Here is a 19885-nt window from a genome sequence, read left to right on the forward strand (position 1 = left end):
CGGAGCTTGTTTGCCGACACCTCCCGGAAGGTGATCGTGCGCAGCGGTGAGCTGAGGAACGCCCGGACCATACCGAGCGCACCCCGGCGCGACCCGCTGACGGTGATGACGACCTCCTGATGGTGTCCGAGTGGTCAGTGACTTCTCATCATTAAAGCTTAACCGCGGGACCTCGGCTGCGCGCTCGCCGGATGGGTGGCAAGGGCAGAGGGTGCGACCTCCCTTGCGTGCCGACGCCCCCGCAGGTGTTCCACCAGCACAGCGTAGGCCTCATCGCCCATGAGCGCGCGCAGTTCGGTCTCCTGGGTGATCCACATCGGTTCGGAGGCGGTGTGACAGCGTGGGGCGGTGGTGCAGTACCAGTCGAAGTCCTCGCCGCCGTTGCCCCAGCCCCGTCTGTTGTATTCGGTGATGGTGGTGCGGAGGATCTCCTGGCCGTCGGCACGCTGCTCGTAGGCCTCCAGCCGGCGCAGGGGAAGCTGCCAGCAGACCTCGGGTTTGACCACGGTCAGATCACGGCCCGTGGAGACGGCCCACTGGTGGAGTGCGCATCCGGCCCCGCTCGCCCAACCCCGCCGGTTGGCGAAGATGCATGCGCCGTCGATGGTTCTTGTCTTCAGCGCCGGTTCCGGTTCGCCCTCGTCATCGTCGAGCTCATCCCACTCCAGCCAGGGTTCGATGTCGGTGCCGTCATCGCCTTCGAAGAAGGCGTCCGTGTTCGACGGGCGCAGCTGCCAGAATCCGGTGGGCATCTCGGCCACGGCGTCGTAAAGCTGGTCCCTGTCCGTCTCGTCGGCGAGGAAGGCACCATGCACGCAGCACCCGACGTCGGAATTCCCGGCGTCGATCCCCAGGCAGTCGGAGGTGCCGAAGGTGCAGTTCCAATGGGACTCAAGCCAGGTCACATCAATGCTGAACTGATGATTCACGTCGATGGGGCTGGTGAATTCGAACCAGTCGCGGGGGAAGTCCGGGGGCAGTTCCTCGCCCGATCGGATGGAGCGTGCGGCGGGTGAGGATTCGGGAAAGCCCAGAAAAACCGGTGTAGAAGATGGCCAATTCACACTTTGCCACCCTAGACCGTCTAACCTTTAGGTGTGAGATTAGGTGTATTGGACGTGGGCAGCAACACTGTCCACCTAGTTGCAGTCGACGCGCGCCCGGGTGGACATCCCACTCCGATGAGTAATTGGCGCACCCCGTTGCGTCTCGTCGAGCTCATCGACGACTCCGGGGCCATCGGCGACAAGGGGCGGAACAAACTGACCGCCGCTGTCGCGGAGGCCGCGGAGCTGACCGATCAGCTCGGGTGCGTCGAGGTCATGCCCTTCGCCACCTCTGCGGTGCGCTCGGCAACCAACAGCGAGGAAATCCTCGACCATGTGGAGAAGGAGACCGGGGTTCGCCTGCAGATCCTCTCCGGTGAGGAGGAGGCCAGGCTGACGTTCCTGGCCGTGCGTCGCTGGTACGGGTGGTCCGCCGGCCGGATCACCAACCTCGACATCGGCGGAGGGTCCCTGGAGATCTCCTCGGGATCGGATGAGGATCCAGATCTGGCGTTCTAGCTCGATCTCGGAGCGGGGCGTCTGACGCACCAGTGGTTCGACACCGACCCGCCCGCGCGAAAGAAGATCAACCTGCTGCGCGACTACATCGATGCCGAGCTGGTCGAAGCGGCGCGGTCGATGCGCACCCTCGGTCCGGCGCGCCTGGCGGTGGGAACGTCGAAAACCTTCCGCACGCTGGCGCGTCTGACCGGTGCGGCGCCCTCATCGGCCGGCCCACATGTTCAGCGGACACTGACGGCCCCCGGTCTCCGGCAGCTCATCGCCTTCATCTCACGAATGACCGCAGCCGACCGCGCAGAGCTCGAGGGGATCAGTGCGGACCGTTCCCACCAGATCGTCGCCGGGGCTCTGGTGGCCGAGGCCGCGATGAGGGCACTGGACATCGAGAAGGTGGAGATCTGTCCATGGGCGCTGCGTGAAGGCGTCATCCTGAACCGGATCGACAAGGGACTTGAATAACCAGGGAAGGGAGTAGGCGAACATGAGCGAGGAAAAACTCACCGTCGCTGAGCTGATGGCACGTGCCGCCAAGGAGGGCCATGGCGGTGACGCCCCACGGTCACGCCGTCGTCGGCGCAGCCTTGAGGAGGGCGGCGTCTCCGTGGCGGAGCTCACCGGTTCCATTCCGGCCGTCAAGGATAAGCCAGTGGAGTCGCGCCACTCCTCCGTGCCCATTGATGCACCTACCGACACCCCCGTGGCGGAGACGCCGGAGCCGCAACAGCCCGCGGAACCGTCTGTGCCGTCGGAGCCGCTTGAACAGCCGCAGCAGCCGCAGCAGCCGCAGCTCAAGGTGGTCCCGGCCGCGAAGGAAAAGCCCGTGCCCGAGGCTTCGAAGAGGGAGCCCGAAAGGCACACCCCGAGCGATGATGAGACCATGGTGATCTCCATCGTCGACGAGAAGGATCCCATCCGGCTGACCACCGGGGCCTTCCCCGTGGTTCCCGCCTCGGCGGAGAAGCAGGCCGTGGTGGCCGGCACCGGGCAGGATCACCTCGGTGCGGAAGCCGCAGCCGAGGCCGAGTTCGCGGATTCCGGGGCGCCCACCGACCTCACCGGGGAGCTGGAGGCGGTATCCATCGATGAGGAGGAAGAGGAGGGCAGGGGTTCGATCCTGTCCATCATCCTCATGGCGCTGGTGGGTGTCGTGCTGGGGGTCCTGGTGTTCCTCGGTTTCCAGATCCTGTGGGAGCGTCTGGACAGGTGGATCGTCAGCATCCTCGCCATCGCGGTCACCCTCGGAGGGGTCGGGGTTATTCACGCCCTGCGCACCTCCAGGGATGGTTTCAGCATGGTCCTGGCGGCACTTGTCGGTCTGGTGATGACTTTCGGCCCACTTGCCACGGTGCTCTAGCTGCACCTTCCCGCGGTGATAAGACCCGGCGATCGCGCCGGATTGTTGTTTCTGCTCGCGTTCGCGGGGGTCGCGGTGGCAAGGTGGAGGCATGACAACAATCGCAATCATCGGCGGGGGGCAGATCGGTGAGGCGCTGACCTCAGGGCTCGTCGCCTCCGGCATTAACCCGATCAACATCAGGGTGACCAACCGCAATGAGGAACGGGGGCGGGCGCTCAAGGAGCGCTACGGAATCACGCCCGAGACCGACAACACCAAGGCGGTGGAGGAGGCCGACGTGGTCTTCCTCTGCGTCAAGCCGAAGGGCATCCTGTCCGTGCTGGCTGAGATCGCACCGACGCTCGACAGCAACAACATCCAGTCTGTGGTGGTGTCCATGGCGGCCGGAATCAACCTCGCCACCATGGAGGAGCATGTTTCCGCCGGACTGCCCATCGTCCGCGTGATGCCGAATACGCCGATGCTGGTGCGCAAGGGGATGTCCACGGTCACCGGCGGCAGGTTCGTCACCACGGAGCAGGTGGAGCTCGTCTCCAGGCTGCTGGGGGCGGTAGGTGAGGTCCTCGTCGTCCCGGAGTCCGACATCGACGCGGTCACCGCAGTTGCGGGCAGTTCCCCCGCGTACCTGTTCCTGTTCGCGGAGGCACTCATCGACGCCGGAGTCTCCCTCGGGCTTACCCGTGCAGCGGCGAAGGAGCTGGCGGTGACCTCGCTCCACGGCGCGGCCACGATGCTCAAGGAGACGGGGGAGGAACCGGCCGTGCTCAAGGCCGGGGTCTCCTCGCCCGCCGGCACCACCGTCGCCGCCCTCCGGGAGCTGGAGGAGAGTGGACTGCGCGGTGCGCTCTTCCGGGCGACTCAAAAATGCGCAGACAGATCCGCCGAAATGGGTGCAGCCGGGTGACACCCTCTGTGTTATCTGCTCGTTATCGCCTCGTTGCAGGAGCTGTTCCCCGAAAAAATTACAGTCCAGTAATTCGATTCTGACCTGGGACTTTGTCCTCTGTTTTTTCTTCCATGTGAGAACCCACTGGGCCAATCAGTAACATTTGTCGCACTATTCACAGGTTTCACGCTAAGCTGAACCAGGCACGTGCGTGATCGTTCTGCGGGAGGGGAAGCCCGCAGCGCGCGACTTGCTGAAGGGTAAGGATGATTTATGGCTAGAGAAGAACAGGGAACCTTCCTGACGGTTGCCGAGGTCGCGGAGATCATGCGCGTTTCCAAGATGACCGTCTACCGGCTCGTTCACTCCGGTGAGCTCCCGGCGGTTCGAGTGGGACGCTCCTTTCGCGTCCATGAGAAAGCGGTCAACGACTACCTGGACTCCTCCTTTTACGAGGCGGGATAAGCCACCGGTGGACGGGCCGATTCCCACTGCAAGGAGCCTTCCTATCTGATCCCCGCGGGATCGGGTAGGAAGGTTTTTTCTTTCCCCGGTCACGAGTGTCCGGGTGCTTTTTTGGTGGCCCGAACCCCACAAGGTAAGATGGTTCCCATTCGTGCCAGCGCACACCAATGGAATCAGCCTTCACGGCCGGCCATGTGGATTTCTTCACCACTGTCGCTATGGTCCACGGTGACTTCACGGGCATCTCGGTGACTGTGACCGAATGTGCACTTCGGCAACTGTGCTGGCAGGTTTTGTACGTACAACATCGATTGAAGCGAGGGAAACCTTTATGGGTTCTGTCATCAAGAAGCGCCGCAAGCGCATGTCCAAGAAGAAGCACCGCAAGATGCTGCGCCGTACCCGCGTCCAGCGTAGAAAACTCGGTAAGTAGATCTTCGCTCAACACCACCTGCTCATTGTGTGCAGGTGGTGTTTGGTTTCTGGGCCGTGAGGGGAGTCGGTCGGAGAAATGGGTCAGTGCCGTTGCCGGCGCAGCCGCCAGCCGGTCACACTGAATGCCGCTGTCACCAGTGCGGGGATGCCGAAGGTGCGCACCGCCCTCCGGATGTTGCGGAAGTCCCGAATTTCCCAGCCCCGCCGGGCGGCCTCTCTGCGCAGCTTCTTGTCCGGGTTGACGGCCACCGCCGTCCCCACCATGGAGAGCATGGGCAGATCGTTGATGGAATCGGAGTATGCGGTGCAGCGCGACAGGTCGAGCTGCTCGATAGCCGCCAGTGCCGCGACGGCGTGGCGTTTTCCGGGACCGTGGAGGATGTCGCCGACGAGCCTTCCGGTGAACACGCCATCCTTGGACTCCGCGACCGTACCGATCGCACCGGTGAAGCCGAGCCGCCTGGCCAGAATCTGGGCGAGCTGGACCGGGGTGGCCGATACCAGCCAGACCTGGTGTCCGGCCGCGATGTGCATGTCGGCGAGCTGCTTGGTGCCCGGCCACATCTTGTCGATCATCGTCTTGTCGACGATCTCCTCGCACATCTCCACGAGGCCGCTCACGGACCGCCCCTTGATGAAGGCGAGGGCCTGCTGCCTCCCCGAGTCGACGTCCTCAGCGTTCTCCGATCCCGAGACCTTGAACTTTATCTGCTTCCACACCACGGGCAGGATCTCGCGGATGCGTATGAAGCGTTTGCGGAAGAGACCCTGGGCGAACACGATCAGCGAGGAACCCTGGATCAGGGTGTTGTCCACATCGAAGAAGGCGGCCGCACCGGCATCCTGCGGGACATCGGGATCGGGTGCGTTGACGTGAACCGCTCCGGCGGACTCGATGGCCCCGGACACGGAATCGACACCTGAGTTGAAGTCATCGAGGTCGAGGCCGTAGACCTGGGCCACCGCGCCCGCGGCCGCCGCCTCCCCTGCCTCGCGCTGGGCTTGCTCGCCGAGTGGCGGCAGGGCACGGTCCTCGAGAAAACGGCGGAGGTTTCCACGGGTGGCGCTCCATTCCAGGAGAAAATCCTCCGGGGTGCCGCTCACGTCGAAGCCTTCACTGCCCTTGCCTGTGGCTGAGTTCATGAGCTGGCGGAAACCTTCCTCGTGCCTAATCGGGGGAAACCCCCGACGTAACTGCCCCTTCGGCACGATCGGTGGGTATCGTGTCCATGGTAAAGCTTTGTGCGCGTGGATGCGCGCGGAGGGGACGGGTCCGGATGGAAAGGTCGACGGTGGCCCCTGTGCATACTGTGGAGTTGATCGTCAGAAACAATTGCGGTTCCTGTGAGCGCGTCAGGGAGCAGATCACCCCCGTTCTGGAGGAGGCCGGCGTGGAGCTGATCATCAGCAACGTCGATGAGGATCCGGCACTGAAGATCGAGTTCGGGGACCGTGTGCCGGTTATTCTGATCGATGATGAGGAGTTCGCCTGCTGGGAAATCGACAACGATGACTTAGCCAAGGCTTTGTTGTAAGACGCGCGTTCTGACAGTAGCGTGAATTAAATATTCAACATTCATCCTTTTTGATGATCAGTACCTCAATTGAAAGACTGGTGAGACAGTGAGTGTGCTCGTTGTGGGAATGTCCCACAGGTCTGCACCTGTGGCGCTTCTTGAGCGACTCAGCATGGACGACGCGGTACGTGGTCAGACAACCTCCTCTCTCCTGGACCGCGCCTCGCTCTCCGAGGCGCTGATCGTCTCCACCTGCAACAGGCTGGAGGTGTACACCGTCACCACCAGCTTCCACACCGGAGTCAACGACGTTGTAGAGGTTCTCCATGAGGTCAGCGGGGTCGACATTGAAACACTCCGTGGCTACCTCTACGTCCGCTACGCTGATGCCGCCGCCGAGCACATGCTCGTGGTCACCGCGGGTCTGGACTCCATGGTGGTGGGCGAGCAGCAGATCATCGGCCAGATGCGCACCGCCTACCAGCAGGCCACCGAGGCGGGGGCGGTCGGTCCGGCACTGCACTCGCTCACCCAGGCCGCGCTGCACACCGGCAAACGCGTGCACGCCGAGACCGATGTCGATGATGCAGGTGCGTCGATGGTCTCCTTCGCCGTGGCGGAGGCGATGGGGATCATGGGCCGCGGTGACGGTGGGGACAGCGGCAGTCCGCTGGCCGGCACCGTCGCACTGGTGCTCGGGGCAGGGGCGATGAGCTCCCTCGCGGCCTCCCATCTGGGCAGGTTGGGCGTCGACAAGCTTGTCATGTCGAACCGGACGCGCTCGCGGGCGGAGCGGATGGCCGAACACTCCCGGGAGGCGGGTGTACCCGCCTCCGTGGTGGACTTCACCGATCGGGCCTCGGTGCTCCCCGAGGTGGACATCGTCGTTTCCGCCACCGGTGCGGACGAGTTCACGGTCAGACCGGAGGACATCCCGGCAGGTTCCCGGTTGATGCTCATCGATCTCTCCATGCCCAGGGACATCGATGATGCCTGCGCGAACACCGAGGGGGTCGACCTGGTCAACATTGAGAGTCTGCACCGTGCCACCCGCGAGGACCCCTCCGGCGACCTCGGGGGCGGCTCCGGTGCGCTGCGTATCGTGCGCGAGGAACTGGATGCGTTCACCTCGGCGCAGCGCATCCGTGACGTCGTGCCGGCGGTGTCCGCCCTGCGCAGGCAGACCACCGTCCTGATGAACGAGGAGCTGGACCGCCTGCGCGCGCGCACCCGCAACATGGATGACGCCGACTGGAACGAGGTCACCCGGACCGTGCGCCGGGTGGTGGACAAGCTGTTGCATGAACCGACGGTGCGGGTCAAGGAACTGGCCGCACGTTCGGGCACGGTCTCCTATGAATCCGCCCTTCAGGAGCTTTTCGGCCTGGAGATCCTCCAGTCGACGGCCGCACCCGCGACAACCTCGGTTAACGTGGAGGATCTGCCGGATGCGGGTATCGTCGCCATCGTTAACTCACCGGTTAACCAGACAGGGAGCCAGCTTCCTGCCACCGCTCAGATCTCCAGGGAGTGACATGACTCTGAAAATTGGTACCCGAGGTTCACAACTGGCCACCACACAGGCCGGAACCGTTCGAGACCTGCTGAAGAACTTCGGCCGTGACGCCGAACTGACCATCATCACCACACCGGGCGACACCAACATGTCGCCGGTGGAGCGTATCGGCGTCGGGGTGTTCACCCAGGCCCTGCGCGAAGCCCTCATCGACGGCGAATGTGATATCGCCGTGCATTCCTTCAAGGATCTGCCCACCGCCGCCGATCCCCGTTTCCACCTCGTGGTTCCCGGTCGCGCCGATGTCAGGGAGGCGCTGATCGCGCGGGACGGTCTCACCCTCGAGGAGCTCCCGGAGGGCGCGCGGGTGGGAACCTCCGCGCCGCGCCGTATCGCCCAGCTCCGTGCACTTCGCCCCGACCTGGACATCCGGCCGCTGCGCGGCAACATCAACACCCGCATGGGAAAGGTCGAATCCGGTGAGCTTGACGCGGTGGTGCTCGCCTATGCAGGGCTCAGCCGCCTGGGTATCGGCGAGCGTGCCACCGAGGTCTTCGCCCCGGAGGTGTTCATCCCGGCCCCCGCCCAGGGGGCGCTGGCGGTCGAGTGCCGGGCCACGGACACCTCCACCGTGACCGCGCTGGACATGATCATGCATGCGGACACCTTCGTCCGCTCCATCGCCGAGCGCACCGTGCTCAACCGGCTCGAGGCCGGCTGCACCGCCCCTGTGGCCGCCTATTCCACCCTCGCCGGATACACCGGGGACACCATGGAACTGACCGCGGCGGTGTTCGGTCTCGATGGAAGGAAGCAGCTGGTCTTTTCCGCGGAGGGACCCGGGCAGCGGCCGGAAGAGCTCGGTGAGACCGTGGCGGCGCAGCTGATCGAGGACGGCGCGGCGGAACTGCTGGGGTAGGCGTCCACCACGGCTGCATCCGGGGGTGCACGTCGAGTCGCACCGGATTCCCCTGCCAAACCCAGGAGTTTTTCATCGGGGCGTGGAAGAATACAACCGTCCCTCATCGTTTGCTGATTCATGGAAGAGATCCGCTCACCGTGGCTGAATTGATAATCACCAACAAGAACCTCACCGTACGACTCCGATGGTGGGAGAAGCTTGGTGCCAGGCGCAGTCATCTGACGGTCCCGCGGCGCGCGATCCGCAGCATCGAGGTGGTGGACAACGCCTACACCCTCGCGCAGCTGCCGGGCCGTGGTTCCCTCACCCACATCCCGGGGGCCTTCGTCGCCGGCACCCGCGCCACGGATCTCAAGGTCCCCGAAGTACGGGAGAACGTTTTCAGCGTGTGCCTGCGGAATTCCCCCGGTCTGGTCATTGATCTGGAGAACGTCAGCATCGGCCGGATCATCATCTCCACACCGAATGCCCGCGAGTACGCCTCGCAGCTCAGCTCCACCAGCTAACCGGGCGGAATCTGACACACACCCTCTTCTTGGCTACCCTCGGGACACACAGCAATCCATCGAGTAGAGGGAGAAGAACATGTCCAAGAAGATTCTCGTGGTCTCGACTGAATTCGGAACCGAACGTGATGAGATCGTCGTGCCCGTCCAGAAGCTCCGGGCCCTCGGCCACGAGGTGACCGTTGCCACCCCCTCCGGAGGGGAGGTGCAGACGGTGCTCGGTGACAAGGACTGGGATGTCACAGTCCCGGCGGACCGGGCACTCAACGGGGTGCCGGGGGATGAGTTCGATGTCATTCTCCTGCCCGGCGGTACCGTCAACTCAGACCAGACGCGGATCAACGAGGACATACGGGCGTTGCTGCGGGCCCAGGCCTCCGCGGGGCGGGCAATCGCCGCGATCTGTCACGCACCCTGGTCACTCATTGACGCGGGCATCGCCCGCGACAAAAACCTGACGTCCTACATTTCCGTGAAGCTCGATCTGGAGAATGCCGGTGCCCACTGGGTCGACCAGTCGGTCAAGGTCTGCGGCGCCGGCGGCTGGACACTGATCACCTCGCGCAACCCCGGCGATCTCGAGGACTTCATCCACGCCATCGACGCCGCCTGATTCCCGCGCGGGCCGCAGGTGGGGCAGTGGGCTCAGAGCACCTTCGGTTCCTCGGTGTCGATCAGCCCCTTGGCCTCGGCAAATCCGGTGCCGGTGAGTTCACGGTGCCTGTTGATGGCGGCGATACCCCTGCCCCGGCGCCGCAGGCCGATGACATCCGGGTGCAGGGTTGGGCGTGGTTTCACCAGGGAGGCCGGAGTGGAGGTAGCTTCTCCGCCGGTGGCGGTGAACAGGGTGTCGATCAACTGCCGCTGCCGCGCCACCGTCAGCTCCAGATCGGCGATGAGACGCCGCAGATCGGCGAGGTCGTCCGCGCCGGGGAGTGACCGAACATCGGTACCAACTTCCACATGAGTGCTCCTCGGGGCCTCCGGTGTGGCACAGGTGGGGTGGAGATCGGAATGTTCCATCGGTGGAACAGCTGTCACCAGTGGGGATCACCGGTCGGTGTGGGAAATCCGGAGGTATGCGTCCCGTCCAGTGGACAGGGGTGGACAGGGGGATGCCCGCCCGCGGTCGAGCGGGCGTTTTCCTAAAACGGCATCACTGAATTATCGTGTATATACCACACGGTGAACGTCCCGCGAGAGGGTGGTCGCTTTTAACCACAGGCATCTTCCGAGCCGCTCGCAGGCGTGAATTTGTGCGTCGACCAGTTTCGTCCTCATCCGTTGACTGGCCAGTGTCCATCATCATCCGGGCAACCGTTGTCTATCCACATCATAGAAAACGCCCGCGGTGCTGATGCACGTTGGTCGTCCTAACGGACAAGAACCAGAAAAGATATTGATGACTATCGCCTACAAGGCCGAGATGGCCGACACCACCGGGCTCGAAACCAGCCAGGTTTCCGAGACCAGCGGTGTCGACGCAACCGCGAAAGATCAACGTGCGCAGCTCAGGGTGCAGGCAGAGCTTTCGGCGGAGTTGATTCCGGGCAAGGTCATTTTTGTCGGAGCTGGGCCGGGAAACCCTGATCTGCTGACCGTTCGCGCCCGCGAAGTGCTCGGACACACGGTCCGTGCCATCACCGATGCCCAGGTGCTCGATGGTGTCCGGGCCTTTCTCGCCTCCGAGATTCCCGTGCCCGAGGACAAACTCAAGGCCGCGCGGGAGGAGTACGAGCGCATGTGCGCCGAGGCGAAGGAGTCGGGTGCGCGTCGCAGGCCCGCCCGTCCCGCAGATCCCACCGCGGCGGAGATCATCGAGGTCACCGAATCCGATCCCGCACGCATCGTCGAACTGGTGGAGCGGGAACTGGCCAAGGGTGGCGATGTCATCCGACTGGTCACCGGGAACCCTTTGAGCAGCGATTCCACACTTGCGGAGATCACCGCTGTCGCCGAGGCGGGGATAGAGTTCCAGGTGGTTCCGGGGATGTCGCTACCCGCGACGGTTCCCGCCTTCGCGGGAATCGCCCTGGGATCGACCTACACCGAGACCGACGTCAGCGGCTCGGCGGCGTCCGCGGTCGACTGGGATCAGCTCGCCTCGGCCCCGCAGCCGCTGGTGCTGCAGGCGCGCGCCGGGGACCTTCCCGGAATCGCCACGGAGCTCAGGGCCCGCAACCTGCCCCTGGAGACCCCGGTGTCGGTGACCGCCCACGGCACCACCCGGATGCAGCGCACCTACGACACCACGCTGGGCACCCTCGGGAAGCTCGACGCGGATCTCAGCGGTCCGCTCGTGGTCACGCTCGGCAAGGGGGTCGACGACCGTTCCAAGTACTCCTGGTGGGAGAACCGCTCCCTCTACGGATGGAGGGTCCTGGTCCCGCGTGCCAAGCAGCAGGCCGGTCCCATGAGTGCCCGCCTCAGCAGCCACGGGGCCATCCCGCAGGAGGTGCCCACGATCTCCGTCGAACCGCCGCGCAACCCGGCCCAGATGGAGCGCGCGATCAAGGGGATCGTCGAGGGGCGCTACCAGTGGGTGGTTCTCACCAGCGTCAATGCCGTGAAGGCGGTCTGGGACAAGATCATCGAATTCGGATTGGATTCACGCTCCTTCGCCGGTGTGCGCATCGCCGCGGTGGGGGAGAAGACCGCCGAGCAGATCAGGGCGCTGGGTATCACCCCCGAGCTGCTTCCCCCGCACACCAGGCAGAATGCGCAGGGACTGGTGGATGTCTTCCCCGAGTACGTCGAGGAGCTCGATCCGGTCGGACGCGTCCTGCTGCCCCGGGCGGACATCGCAACCGACGTCCTCGTCGACGGACTGCAGGAACTGGGCTGGGAGGTCGATGATGTCGTGGCCTACCGCACCGTCCGTGCGGCCCCGCCGAGCGCGGAGATCCGGGACATGATCAAGGCCGGTGGCTTCGACGCCGTCTGCTTCACCTCCTCCTCGACGGTGAAGAACCTCGTCGGTATCGCCGGTAAACCCCACCAGCGCACCATCATCGCCTGCATCGGACCGATGACCGCCGCCACGGCACAGGAACTGGGCCTGCGGGTCGATGTCGTTCCGGAGGTCGCCGAGGTGCCCGAGCTTGTCGACGCCCTGGCCGAGCACGTGGCCACCCTGCGTGCGGCCGGCCAGCTGCCGCCGCCGCGCAAGAAGCGCAGGCGTCGAAAAGCGTCCTAGGCTAAGAGACACACATTCTCAACGAAGGGTTTCATTGTGACCGCAGACTATTCCAGCCACCTCATCCGCCGTCCCCGTCGACTCCGCTCAACCCCGGCGATGCGGGAACTGGTTGCGGAAACCTCACTGCGCCCCGCGGATCTGATTCTTCCGATGTTCATCGCCGACGGAATCACCGAGGCCAGGGAGATATCCTCCATGCCCGGCGTGTACCAGCACACCGAGCAGTCCCTGCTGCGGGCGGCCGGGGAGGCGCTTGATGCCGGTGTGCGGTGCGTGGACCTTTTCGGGGTGCCGTTGGCGGAGGACAAGGATGCCACCGGATCCCAGGCTTGGGATGATGGCGGTGTGCTCAACCGCGGGCTGGCCGCGTTGCGCAGGGAGTTCGGCGATGATCTCATTGTCATGGCCGATACCTGCCTCGATGAATTCACCGACCACGGACACTGCGGCGTCGTCTCCACCGACCGTTTCGGCGCGACCGTGGTGGACAATGACGCCACGCTTGCGCTGTACCAGAAGATGGCGCTCGCCCAGGCACGAGCCGGGGCGCACATGATCAGCCCCTCGGGAATGATGGACGGACAGATCGCCGCGATCCGCGCCGCACTCGACGGGGAGGGATTCCAGGACGTGTCCATCATGGCCTACTCCGCGAAGTACGCCTCCGCTTTCTTCGGACCCTTCCGCGAGGCGGTCGGCTCCTCGCTCCGCGGCGATCGCCGCACCTACCAGCAGGATCCCGCCAACATCAGGGAGTCGCTCCTGGAGGTCCGCCTCGACGTCGAGGAGGGTGCCGATATCGTCATGGTCAAACCCGCGCTGCCCTATCTGGACGTGCTGACCAAAGTCGCCGAGATCTCCCCGGTCCCGGTGGCCGCCTACCAGGTCTCCGGTGAGTACGCGATGATCCAGGCCGCCGGCGCCAACGGCTGGGTGGACAGGGACGCTGTCATGATGGAATCGCTGATCTCCATCAGGCGCGCGGGGGCCGATCAGATACTCACCTACTTCGCCACCACGGCGGCCCGCGCCCTCCGGGGCTGAGCGAAACCGGGTCGACTGTTGCCGGATCGGTGGGATGGTTAAACTGGTTCACCTATGAGCACCCCCTCGAGCAACACCCCGCCCGCATCCCCGCCGAAACACGCCTCCGGGGACAAGGGCACCGTCGGGCGGCGCCCGGAGGTGGTCAGACTCATGCTGATCCTGTGGACGGTGATGGTGGGCCTGGAGCTCGTCCACCAGATCATCAATGTGATCATGAGCCTGCTCGACCCCTCGGAGCTCAAGGCCGCGGCGCGCCAGCAGGCCGCCGCCGAGGGGCTGGCCGACAATGTCGTTGATTCCGCGGCGATCTCGTCAATCCTCCTGCTCGGGTTGTTCAACCTGATCATCATCGGTGTTCTGGCCTGGATGCTCGCGATGATCGCCAGGAGGAGCAGGATGGCCGTCACCGCCCGGTTGATGTTGACGGTGTTCAGTCTGTTCTTCGTGCTGCGCTCCCTCATGCTCTTTTTCGCCGCCCCCGGCGGGACGGCGGTTCCGATCGCCTGGTACGCGGTCGACGGGTCCCTGCAGATCCTGATCTCGGTGATCGGCGTCCTGGCGGTGCTGATGTCGAGGAAGCCGGAGTCGGTGGAATGGATCGGGACCAGGGAACCGCTCGACAGGCGATAGCGGAGCTTTCCGCCTACGCTGGTTTGTGATTTGTCACCGATACCGATGGAGTCCGCCGTGCCCACCATGTTTCCCACCCCCGCAACCGGTGGCGATGACCTGAATCGCCGGCAGCGGCCGACCGCCGAGGGCGATGGCCTGCCCACCTCCCTCAAGGCCGCGTTCTGGCTGCTGCTGGGGACCTCGGTGCTGCTGGTGCTCTCCGGCCTGGTCCTTCTCACATCCGGCTACACGGGCGATGATTCGGCCAGCGCGGAGTACCGCGAGCAGGTGATCAACAATCAGAAGTTCATCGGCGGGATCAACGCCTTCGCGGGAATCGTGGTGGCTGCCCTGACCTCCCAGGTACCCAGAGGCGGAAAGAACGTCCGGAGGCTCCTCCTGGCCATCATCGTGCTGCTCCTGCTGGTGAACCTGCTGGCCTTCGTGGTCCGCATGGGCGGATTCGCGCTCGCTGTCATCGGGGTACTGCTGGCTCTGGGTGCACTGCTGTTGTACCGGCCGGCGGCCAGTGACCACATCGAGCGAAACCACATGGCGCGTTCGTCGACCAGGAATAGTTGAGCCTTTCCGCCTCCGCCGGTTCTATACTTTGGTCACCGCTATTTCCGTTCGAGACTTGAAGGACGCCCGTGCCGGATCAGGATCATGTTGACCACGCCATAAGTGATGCCAAGGTGGCGGCGCTGCGGGCCGGTGTCGGCGCACACACCGGCGATGATGAACTGGAGGCAGAGGGCAGACACCGCAGCTCACTGTCCTTTGAACTCGAGGGACTCAAGGGCGCACCCTCGGTCGCGGCGATCAAGGCCGATCTGGAGAAGATCCCCGGAGTCTCGGCGACGGTGGTCTATCCCACATCCATGGCATGGGTCACGGCGAATGACCGGGTCGATCCGGAGATGCTCATCCATGTTTTCGCCGCGCACGGGGTGCGTGCACACCTGACCCCCGGGTCGCTACTGCGGCGCAGCCACCGTCTCAACATGGAGGCCGACCGGGAGGCGCGGGTGGAGCGCTTCCGCAGGCGCGCGAAATCCCGCAGTGTCAGCCCACGGGTGCGTCGACACGCCCGTGAGGAGCACATCGCCGCACTCCGCGCCAGGGAGTCGGGCTGGATCTCGGCGACCTCGGATCAACGGGAGCAGCTCAGGACCAGCAGCGGGGACGTGCTGTTCACCGCACGGGCCCTGATCACGCCATTGCGCCTGGTGCTCTGCCTGCCGCCGGCGCTCGCCGTGTTGCTGATCTCCTATGTGTCCAGCTGGCAGTTCGACTACTGGCAGTGGGTCGTCGCAGCGCTCGCCCTGCCCGTGGTCACCTGGGGGGCCTGGCCCTTCCACCGTGCCGCGGCCGGCGGCCTGCGCAGGGGCATCTCGGCGCTTGACGCGGCGGGCTCCGGGGCGGTGATCCTGGCCTATCTCTGGTCGCTCGCCATGCTGCTGCTCACCGCAGCGGGGGAACCGGGATGGCGCTCCCAGCCCCAGTGGTTCGCCTTCAGCCAGGGCGGTATCGCCCAGAACGAGGTGTTCTTCGACGTCGCCTGCGGGATCACCGTGATTCTGCTCGCCGGTCGTCTGCTGACCAGAAGGTCCAGCCAGTCCCGACTGCTCACCGAACTCGACGCGGCGAAAGTGGATCCGCAACATGTGGTCACGGTGGTCCGCAGGGACCGCTCGCGTGCGCTCACCCTCAGGCTCGACATTCCCGTCTCCGAGGTCCGCGTCAACGACGATGTCATCGTGCCCCCGGGCGCGCGGGTCCCGGTGGACGGTCAGATCATCGGTGGGGGGACAACCATCGAGGCGAGCATCATCATGGGACAGGACCGCAGGAAGGTCAAGGTCAATGATCCCGTCTACGCGGGTGGTGTGAACCTGGACAGCGAGATCAAGGTCCGCGCCCTGCGCACCGGGCACAACACCCGCATCGCCGCGGTCAGGAGGTGGGTCACCGAGGCCATGGCGCGGGAAAACAGGCACAACCGCGCCTCCCTGAAGTCCGCGGGTTCACTCGTTCCGGCCGCCTTCATCCTGGCCGTCGTTGATTTCTGCCTGTGGGCGCTGATCTCGGGGAACATCAATGCCGGATTCACCACCGCGCTCGCGGTTCTGGCCTGCGTCGGCCCCGTCGCGCTGGCGCTGTCCACCGCGCTGGCCACACGCAACACCATTGAGGCCGCGGCCCGCCACGGCATGCTTATCCGCTCCGGCGAGGTCTTCAGGGTGCTCGACGACGTGGACACCGCGATCTTCAACCGCCTGGGAACCCTCACCGACGGCGGGATGACGGTGGAGACCATCACCGCGGACAAGGGCGAGGACGCCGAGCTCGTGCTCCGTGTGGCCGGCGCGCTGTCCATGGAATCCAACCACGCGGTCTCCCAGGCGCTGGTCAAGGCCGCCCGCGAGGCCCGGGACTTCGGTACCGGTGGCGTCCAGGTCCCGCACTGGATCGATGTCGGGGAGGTCGAGATCACCGAGGACGGTGCGTTCAAGGCGAGCGTGCAGATCCCTCTTCCCGATTCCGACGGCACCCTGCACATGCGTTCGGTCGATGCGATGCTGTGGCGGCCCCGTTCGATGACGGAGGTCCGCAGTTCCCTGAGTCCCCGGCTCGCCGCGGCGGCCACTTCGGGTGGAGCGCCCCTGGTCGTCCGGTGGAAGGGGAAGGACAGGGGGGTGATCACCCTCCACGACGGGGTGAAGCCGGATGCGGACGAGGCCATCAAGGCGCTCGAGGACCTGGGGATAGAAACCATCATGCTCAGCCGCGACACCTATCCGGTATCCAGACGTTACGCGGACAGCCTGGGCATCACCCATGTGCTGGCGGGTATAGCGCCGGGGAAGAAGTCCCAGTCGGTGCGTTCGGTGCATACCAGGGGCTCGACGGTGGCGATGATCGGTGACAGTTCCGTCATGGACTGTCTGCGGGTCGCCGACGTGGGCCTGCTCATGGGGGTGGACGATCCCAAGGATCTGCGCGATGACTCCGATGACCCGGCGGCCGACGTGGTCCTGATGAGGCCGCAGGTGATGGCCGTGCCGCTGATCTTCAAACTGGCAAGGCGCTACGTCCGACTGGTCAATGGCAACATCGGGTTCGCCTGGGCCTACAACGCGGTGGCCGTGGTGCTGGCGGTATCGGGACTATTGCACCCCATGGCGGCCACCGTGGTGATGCTCGGCTCCTCGCTGCTGATCGAATGGCGTTCCCTGCGGGCCCGACGCCTCTAGGATTGCGGTGCCGGGGCACGGGGGAGGGCCCGCCCCCGTTATCCGGGATGTCCGCCGGTCATCCACACTTCGGTTGATATCGGGATCATTCCTAAGGTTCGGCTTTGTTTCCCCGCACGCCGTCGATGGTGCAAGATTGAACCCATGTGTCCCGAAACGATTCCGTCCACCCGACGTACCCTGAACAACGCGCCCATTCTCGACGCCGTGAGCGGCACCACCCCCACCAGGACGCCGGTCTGGTTCATGCGCCAGGCGGGCAGGTCCCTGCCGGAGTATCTCAAGCTGCGTGAGGGAATCAGCATGCTGGATTCCTGTTTCCAACCCGAACTCCTCGCCGAGATCACCCTGCAGCCGGTGCGCAGGCACGACGTCGACGCCGCCATCCTGTTCTCCGACATCGTCGTGCCTTTGCGTGCCGCCGGGGTGGAGGTCGAAATCGTCCCCGGGCGCGGTCCCGTGCTGGCACACCCCATCCGCACGCGCGCGGATGTTGATGCCCTTCCGATTCTCGACCATGATGTCCCGGAGGTCGCGGCGGGTATTGCCATCATCCTCGAGGAACTCAATGATCAACAGGCCCTGATCGGCTTCGCCGGTGCCCCCTTCACCCTCGCCAGCTACCTCGTCGAGGGCGGTCCCTCCAAGAACCATGAGCGGACCAAGGCGATGATGCACGGCGATCCTGCGACCTGGCACGCACTGATGGAGCGACTGGTGCCCACGGTGGTCAACTTCCTCGAGGTTCAGATCGACGCCGGTATCGACGCCATGCAGCTCTTCGATTCCTGGGCGGGCTTCCTCACAGCCCGCGATTACGAGCGGTACGTCCTTCCCCATTCCACCGAGATCTTCTCGCGGATCGAACGCCACCGGATTCCGCGGATCCATTTCGGTGTGGGCACCGGTGAGCTGCTGGGATCGATGAGCAGGGCGGGGTCCGAGGTGATGGGCGTTGACTGGCGGGTACCGCTCGACACCGCGGCACGGCGGATCTCCGCCGCCTCCGGCCCCAGGGTGCTGCAGGGAAACCTCGACCCTGCGATGCTCTTCGCGGGGACAGCGGCGCTGAGCGAGGAGATCGCGCGCATCAAGGCGGAGGCCGACGCGGCGATCGCCGCGGGCGATGCGCGGGGGCACATCTTTAACCTCGGGCATGGCGTGCTGCCCAACACCAATGCCGAGGACATCACCGAGGCCGTTCGGATCATCCACTCCTAAGGAAGTCTTCTTATGCGCTATGCCATCATCGGTGCCGGCCTGTCGGGTCTGACCGCAGCCTACGAGATCCACAGGGCCGATCCGACGGCTCACATCGACGTGCTGGAGGCGGGTGAGCGCATCGGGGGCAAACTGTTCACGGTGCCCTTCGCCTCCGGCCCCACCGACATGGGCGCCGAGGCCTACCTGGCAGCCCGGGGTGACGCCACGGAGTTCTTCACCGAGCTCGGCCTCCGCGACTCTCTGGTCTCCCCCTCAAACGCACGCTCGCTGCTCTATGCCGGTGGCGAGCTCCGCGGCATTCCCCGCGGCGGGGTGATGGGGATTCCGGCCGAGCTTGCCGACGCCTCCGCCACGGAACCGACGGTGTCCTGGGAGGTCGGTGGTGACGCCTCGGTCGGCGCGCTGGTGCGCGCCGCCTACGGCGAAGAGATAGTGGACACCCTCGTTTCCGCACTGCTCGGAGGGGTGTATTCCTCCACCGCCGACGATCTCGGTGTCCGCGCGACGATCCCCGCCCTCGCCCAGGCGCTGGACACCCTCGCCGAGTCCGGTGAGCCGCTGAGGCTCAGCTCCGCGGTGAAACTCGTGGAGGAGGGACGGCGCGGTTCCACAGCCTCGAAACCGGTGTTCGGCACCTTCCGCGGAGGCTACGCCGAACTCTATGAGACTCTGGCGGAGAAATCGGGCGCCGATATCCACCTGGACTGTTTCGTGTCGTCCATCACCGCGCGCGAGGGCGGCTTCGAGGTCAAGGGCGGTGTGGGGATATACGATCGGATCGTCCTCGCCGTCCCGGCACCCACCGCAGCCGTGCTGCTGCGCGACATCGCCCCCGGCGCCTCCCCCCACCTCAACTCGATCCGGCTCGCCTCCTCGGTGGTGGTGGGCATGAAGTTCGATGCCGCGGAGGGACTTCCCGAGGCATCGGGAATACTCGTGGCGGCCAATGAACCCGGGATCACGGCCAAGGCCTTCACCTTCTCCTCACGGAAGTGGCCGCATCTCGGCGACCGCGGCGGTGCACTGGTACGTGCCTCCTTCGGCAGACTCGGCGATGATGCCGCGGTGCGCATGGACGAGGATGAGCTGGTGGACATCGCACTGGATGATCTGCACCGGATCACCGGTTTTGACGGCCGGGCCGCCGGGTTGTCGGAGATCTACGTGCAGCGCTGGTTCGGTGGACTGCCCGCCTACGGGGTCGGCCATCTCTCGGTGGCGGCCGCGGCCCGCGGGGAGATCGCCAGGATCGAGGGCCTGGAGGCCATCGGGGCATGGGCGGGGGGAGTGGGAGTACCCGCGGTGATCGCCGATGCCCGCGCAGCCGTCGCCCGCCTGACCGGTGCCGGGAATTGATTCCCTGCTTCGAGGTTT

General features: G+C 65.1%; 19 protein-coding genes and 1 pseudogene. 17 read left to right on the forward strand and 3 right to left on the reverse strand.

Annotation, left to right across the window (positions count from 1 at the left end):
* Positions 1–158: 158 nt before the first annotated feature.
* The gene (locus B7E02_RS03875; RefSeq protein WP_080793261.1) at positions 159–1064 is read right to left on the reverse strand and encodes a DUF3109 family protein; all 906 of its coding nucleotides are present in this window, start codon (positions 1062–1064) and stop codon (positions 159–161) included.
* A 33-nt stretch (positions 1065–1097) separates the two neighbouring features.
* Here B7E02_RS03875 and B7E02_RS03880 point away from each other — a divergent pair.
* From B7E02_RS03880 to B7E02_RS03900, 5 genes and pseudogenes are all read left to right on the forward strand, one after another.
* A pseudogene (locus tag B7E02_RS03880) lies at positions 1098–2027 on the forward strand (Ppx/GppA family phosphatase).
* Positions 2028–2049: 22 nt separating this feature from the next.
* Positions 2050–2922, forward strand: coding sequence for a hypothetical protein (locus B7E02_RS03885; protein ID WP_080793263.1), 873 nt, complete (start codon positions 2050–2052; stop codon positions 2920–2922).
* Between the two features lie 91 nt (positions 2923–3013).
* Positions 3014–3829: a pyrroline-5-carboxylate reductase gene (gene proC / locus B7E02_RS03890; RefSeq protein ID WP_080793265.1), complete on the forward strand. Its 816-nt coding sequence runs from the start codon at positions 3014–3016 to the stop codon at positions 3827–3829.
* A 255-nt stretch (positions 3830–4084) separates the two neighbouring features.
* Complete coding sequence (locus tag B7E02_RS03895; protein ID WP_080793266.1) at positions 4085–4276, forward strand: helix-turn-helix domain-containing protein; 192 nt, start codon at positions 4085–4087, stop codon at positions 4274–4276.
* 331 nt (positions 4277–4607) lie between these two features.
* Positions 4608–4709 (forward strand): 30S ribosomal protein bS22, encoded by a 102-nt coding sequence (locus tag B7E02_RS03900; RefSeq protein ID WP_003855542.1) that lies wholly within the window; start codon positions 4608–4610, stop codon positions 4707–4709.
* Positions 4710–4792: 83 nt separating this feature from the next.
* Here the strand turns inward: B7E02_RS03900 and B7E02_RS03905 are convergent, their stop codons facing one another.
* A complete protein-coding gene (locus B7E02_RS03905; RefSeq protein WP_080793268.1) occupies positions 4793–5854 on the reverse strand; it encodes an HAD-IB family hydrolase in 1062 nt (353 codons plus the stop codon).
* 134 nt (positions 5855–5988) lie between these two features.
* Between B7E02_RS03905 and B7E02_RS03910 the strand changes: the two genes are divergently transcribed.
* The 5 genes from B7E02_RS03910 (at position 5989) to B7E02_RS03930 (ending at position 9785) form a co-directional block, all read left to right on the forward strand.
* Entirely contained in the window at positions 5989–6246 is a 258-nt protein-coding gene (locus B7E02_RS03910) for a glutaredoxin family protein (protein WP_080793270.1), read from the forward strand.
* An 88-nt stretch (positions 6247–6334) separates the two neighbouring features.
* Positions 6335–7762 carry a glutamyl-tRNA reductase gene (locus B7E02_RS03915; RefSeq protein WP_080793272.1) on the forward strand — a complete coding sequence of 476 codons (1428 nt, stop codon included), beginning with the start codon at positions 6335–6337 and terminating at the stop codon, positions 7760–7762.
* 1 nt (position 7763) lies between these two features.
* Positions 7764–8663 (forward strand): hydroxymethylbilane synthase, encoded by a 900-nt coding sequence (gene hemC, locus B7E02_RS03920; protein WP_080793274.1) that lies wholly within the window; start codon positions 7764–7766, stop codon positions 8661–8663.
* 140 nt (positions 8664–8803) lie between these two features.
* Positions 8804–9172: a hypothetical protein gene (locus B7E02_RS03925; protein WP_080794418.1), complete on the forward strand. Its 369-nt coding sequence runs from the start codon at positions 8804–8806 to the stop codon at positions 9170–9172.
* 79 nt (positions 9173–9251) lie between these two features.
* Positions 9252–9785 carry a DJ-1/PfpI/YhbO family deglycase/protease gene (locus tag B7E02_RS03930; protein ID WP_080793275.1) on the forward strand — a complete coding sequence of 178 codons (534 nt, stop codon included), beginning with the start codon at positions 9252–9254 and terminating at the stop codon, positions 9783–9785.
* 32 nt (positions 9786–9817) lie between these two features.
* On the opposite strand, the gene B7E02_RS03935 is transcribed toward B7E02_RS03930, so the two are convergent.
* Positions 9818–10135 carry a hypothetical protein gene (locus B7E02_RS03935; RefSeq protein WP_080793276.1) on the reverse strand — a complete coding sequence of 106 codons (318 nt, stop codon included), beginning with the start codon at positions 10133–10135 and terminating at the stop codon, positions 9818–9820.
* Positions 10136–10574: 439 nt separating this feature from the next.
* On the opposite strand from B7E02_RS03935, the gene B7E02_RS03940 reads away from it, so the two are divergent.
* From B7E02_RS03940 to B7E02_RS03970, 7 genes are all read left to right on the forward strand, one after another.
* Complete coding sequence (locus tag B7E02_RS03940) at positions 10575–12368, forward strand: bifunctional uroporphyrinogen-III C-methyltransferase/uroporphyrinogen-III synthase (RefSeq protein ID WP_080793278.1); 1794 nt, start codon at positions 10575–10577, stop codon at positions 12366–12368.
* A 36-nt stretch (positions 12369–12404) separates the two neighbouring features.
* Entirely contained in the window at positions 12405–13415 is a 1011-nt protein-coding gene (gene hemB / locus B7E02_RS03945) for a porphobilinogen synthase (protein WP_080793280.1), read from the forward strand.
* Between the two features lie 54 nt (positions 13416–13469).
* The gene (locus tag B7E02_RS03950; RefSeq protein WP_245802156.1) at positions 13470–14048 is read left to right on the forward strand and encodes a hypothetical protein; all 579 of its coding nucleotides are present in this window, start codon (positions 13470–13472) and stop codon (positions 14046–14048) included.
* 66 nt (positions 14049–14114) lie between these two features.
* Complete coding sequence (locus tag B7E02_RS03955) at positions 14115–14612, forward strand: hypothetical protein (RefSeq protein WP_080794422.1); 498 nt, start codon at positions 14115–14117, stop codon at positions 14610–14612.
* A 68-nt stretch (positions 14613–14680) separates the two neighbouring features.
* Positions 14681–17287 carry a heavy metal translocating P-type ATPase gene (locus B7E02_RS03960; protein WP_080793282.1) on the forward strand — a complete coding sequence of 869 codons (2607 nt, stop codon included), beginning with the start codon at positions 14681–14683 and terminating at the stop codon, positions 17285–17287.
* 144 nt (positions 17288–17431) lie between these two features.
* Positions 17432–18508 carry a uroporphyrinogen decarboxylase gene (gene hemE, locus B7E02_RS03965; RefSeq protein WP_080793284.1) on the forward strand — a complete coding sequence of 359 codons (1077 nt, stop codon included), beginning with the start codon at positions 17432–17434 and terminating at the stop codon, positions 18506–18508.
* 12 nt (positions 18509–18520) lie between these two features.
* The gene (locus B7E02_RS03970; protein ID WP_080793285.1) at positions 18521–19867 is read left to right on the forward strand and encodes a protoporphyrinogen oxidase; all 1347 of its coding nucleotides are present in this window, start codon (positions 18521–18523) and stop codon (positions 19865–19867) included.
* Positions 19868–19885: the final 18 nt, after the last annotated feature.

Source organism: Corynebacterium pacaense (assembly GCF_900169525.1).
GTDB lineage: Bacteria > Actinomycetota > Actinomycetes > Mycobacteriales > Mycobacteriaceae > Corynebacterium > Corynebacterium pacaense.

Coding starts and splice junctions, on each gene's coding strand:
- B7E02_RS03885 (WP_080793263.1), top strand. CDS start 2,050: ATGAGCGAGGAAAAACTCACCGTCGCTGAGCTGATGGCACGTGCCGCC.
- proC (WP_080793265.1), top strand. CDS start 3,014: ATGACAACAATCGCAATCATCGGCGGGGGGCAGATCGGTGAGGCGCTG.
- B7E02_RS03895 (WP_080793266.1), top strand. CDS start 4,085: ATGGCTAGAGAAGAACAGGGAACCTTCCTGACGGTTGCCGAGGTCGCG.
- B7E02_RS03900 (WP_003855542.1), top strand. CDS start 4,608: ATGGGTTCTGTCATCAAGAAGCGCCGCAAGCGCATGTCCAAGAAGAAG.
- B7E02_RS03905 (WP_080793268.1), bottom strand. CDS start 5,854: ATGAACTCAGCCACAGGCAAGGGCAGTGAAGGCTTCGACGTGAGCGGC.
- B7E02_RS03910 (WP_080793270.1), top strand. CDS start 5,989: ATGGAAAGGTCGACGGTGGCCCCTGTGCATACTGTGGAGTTGATCGTC.
- hemC (WP_080793274.1), top strand. CDS start 7,764: ATGACTCTGAAAATTGGTACCCGAGGTTCACAACTGGCCACCACACAG.
- B7E02_RS03930 (WP_080793275.1), top strand. CDS start 9,252: ATGTCCAAGAAGATTCTCGTGGTCTCGACTGAATTCGGAACCGAACGT.
- B7E02_RS03940 (WP_080793278.1), top strand. CDS start 10,575: ATGACTATCGCCTACAAGGCCGAGATGGCCGACACCACCGGGCTCGAA.
- B7E02_RS03950 (WP_245802156.1), top strand. CDS start 13,470: ATGAGCACCCCCTCGAGCAACACCCCGCCCGCATCCCCGCCGAAACAC.
- B7E02_RS03955 (WP_080794422.1), top strand. CDS start 14,115: ATGTTTCCCACCCCCGCAACCGGTGGCGATGACCTGAATCGCCGGCAG.
- hemE (WP_080793284.1), top strand. CDS start 17,432: ATGTGTCCCGAAACGATTCCGTCCACCCGACGTACCCTGAACAACGCG.
- B7E02_RS03970 (WP_080793285.1), top strand. CDS start 18,521: ATGCGCTATGCCATCATCGGTGCCGGCCTGTCGGGTCTGACCGCAGCC.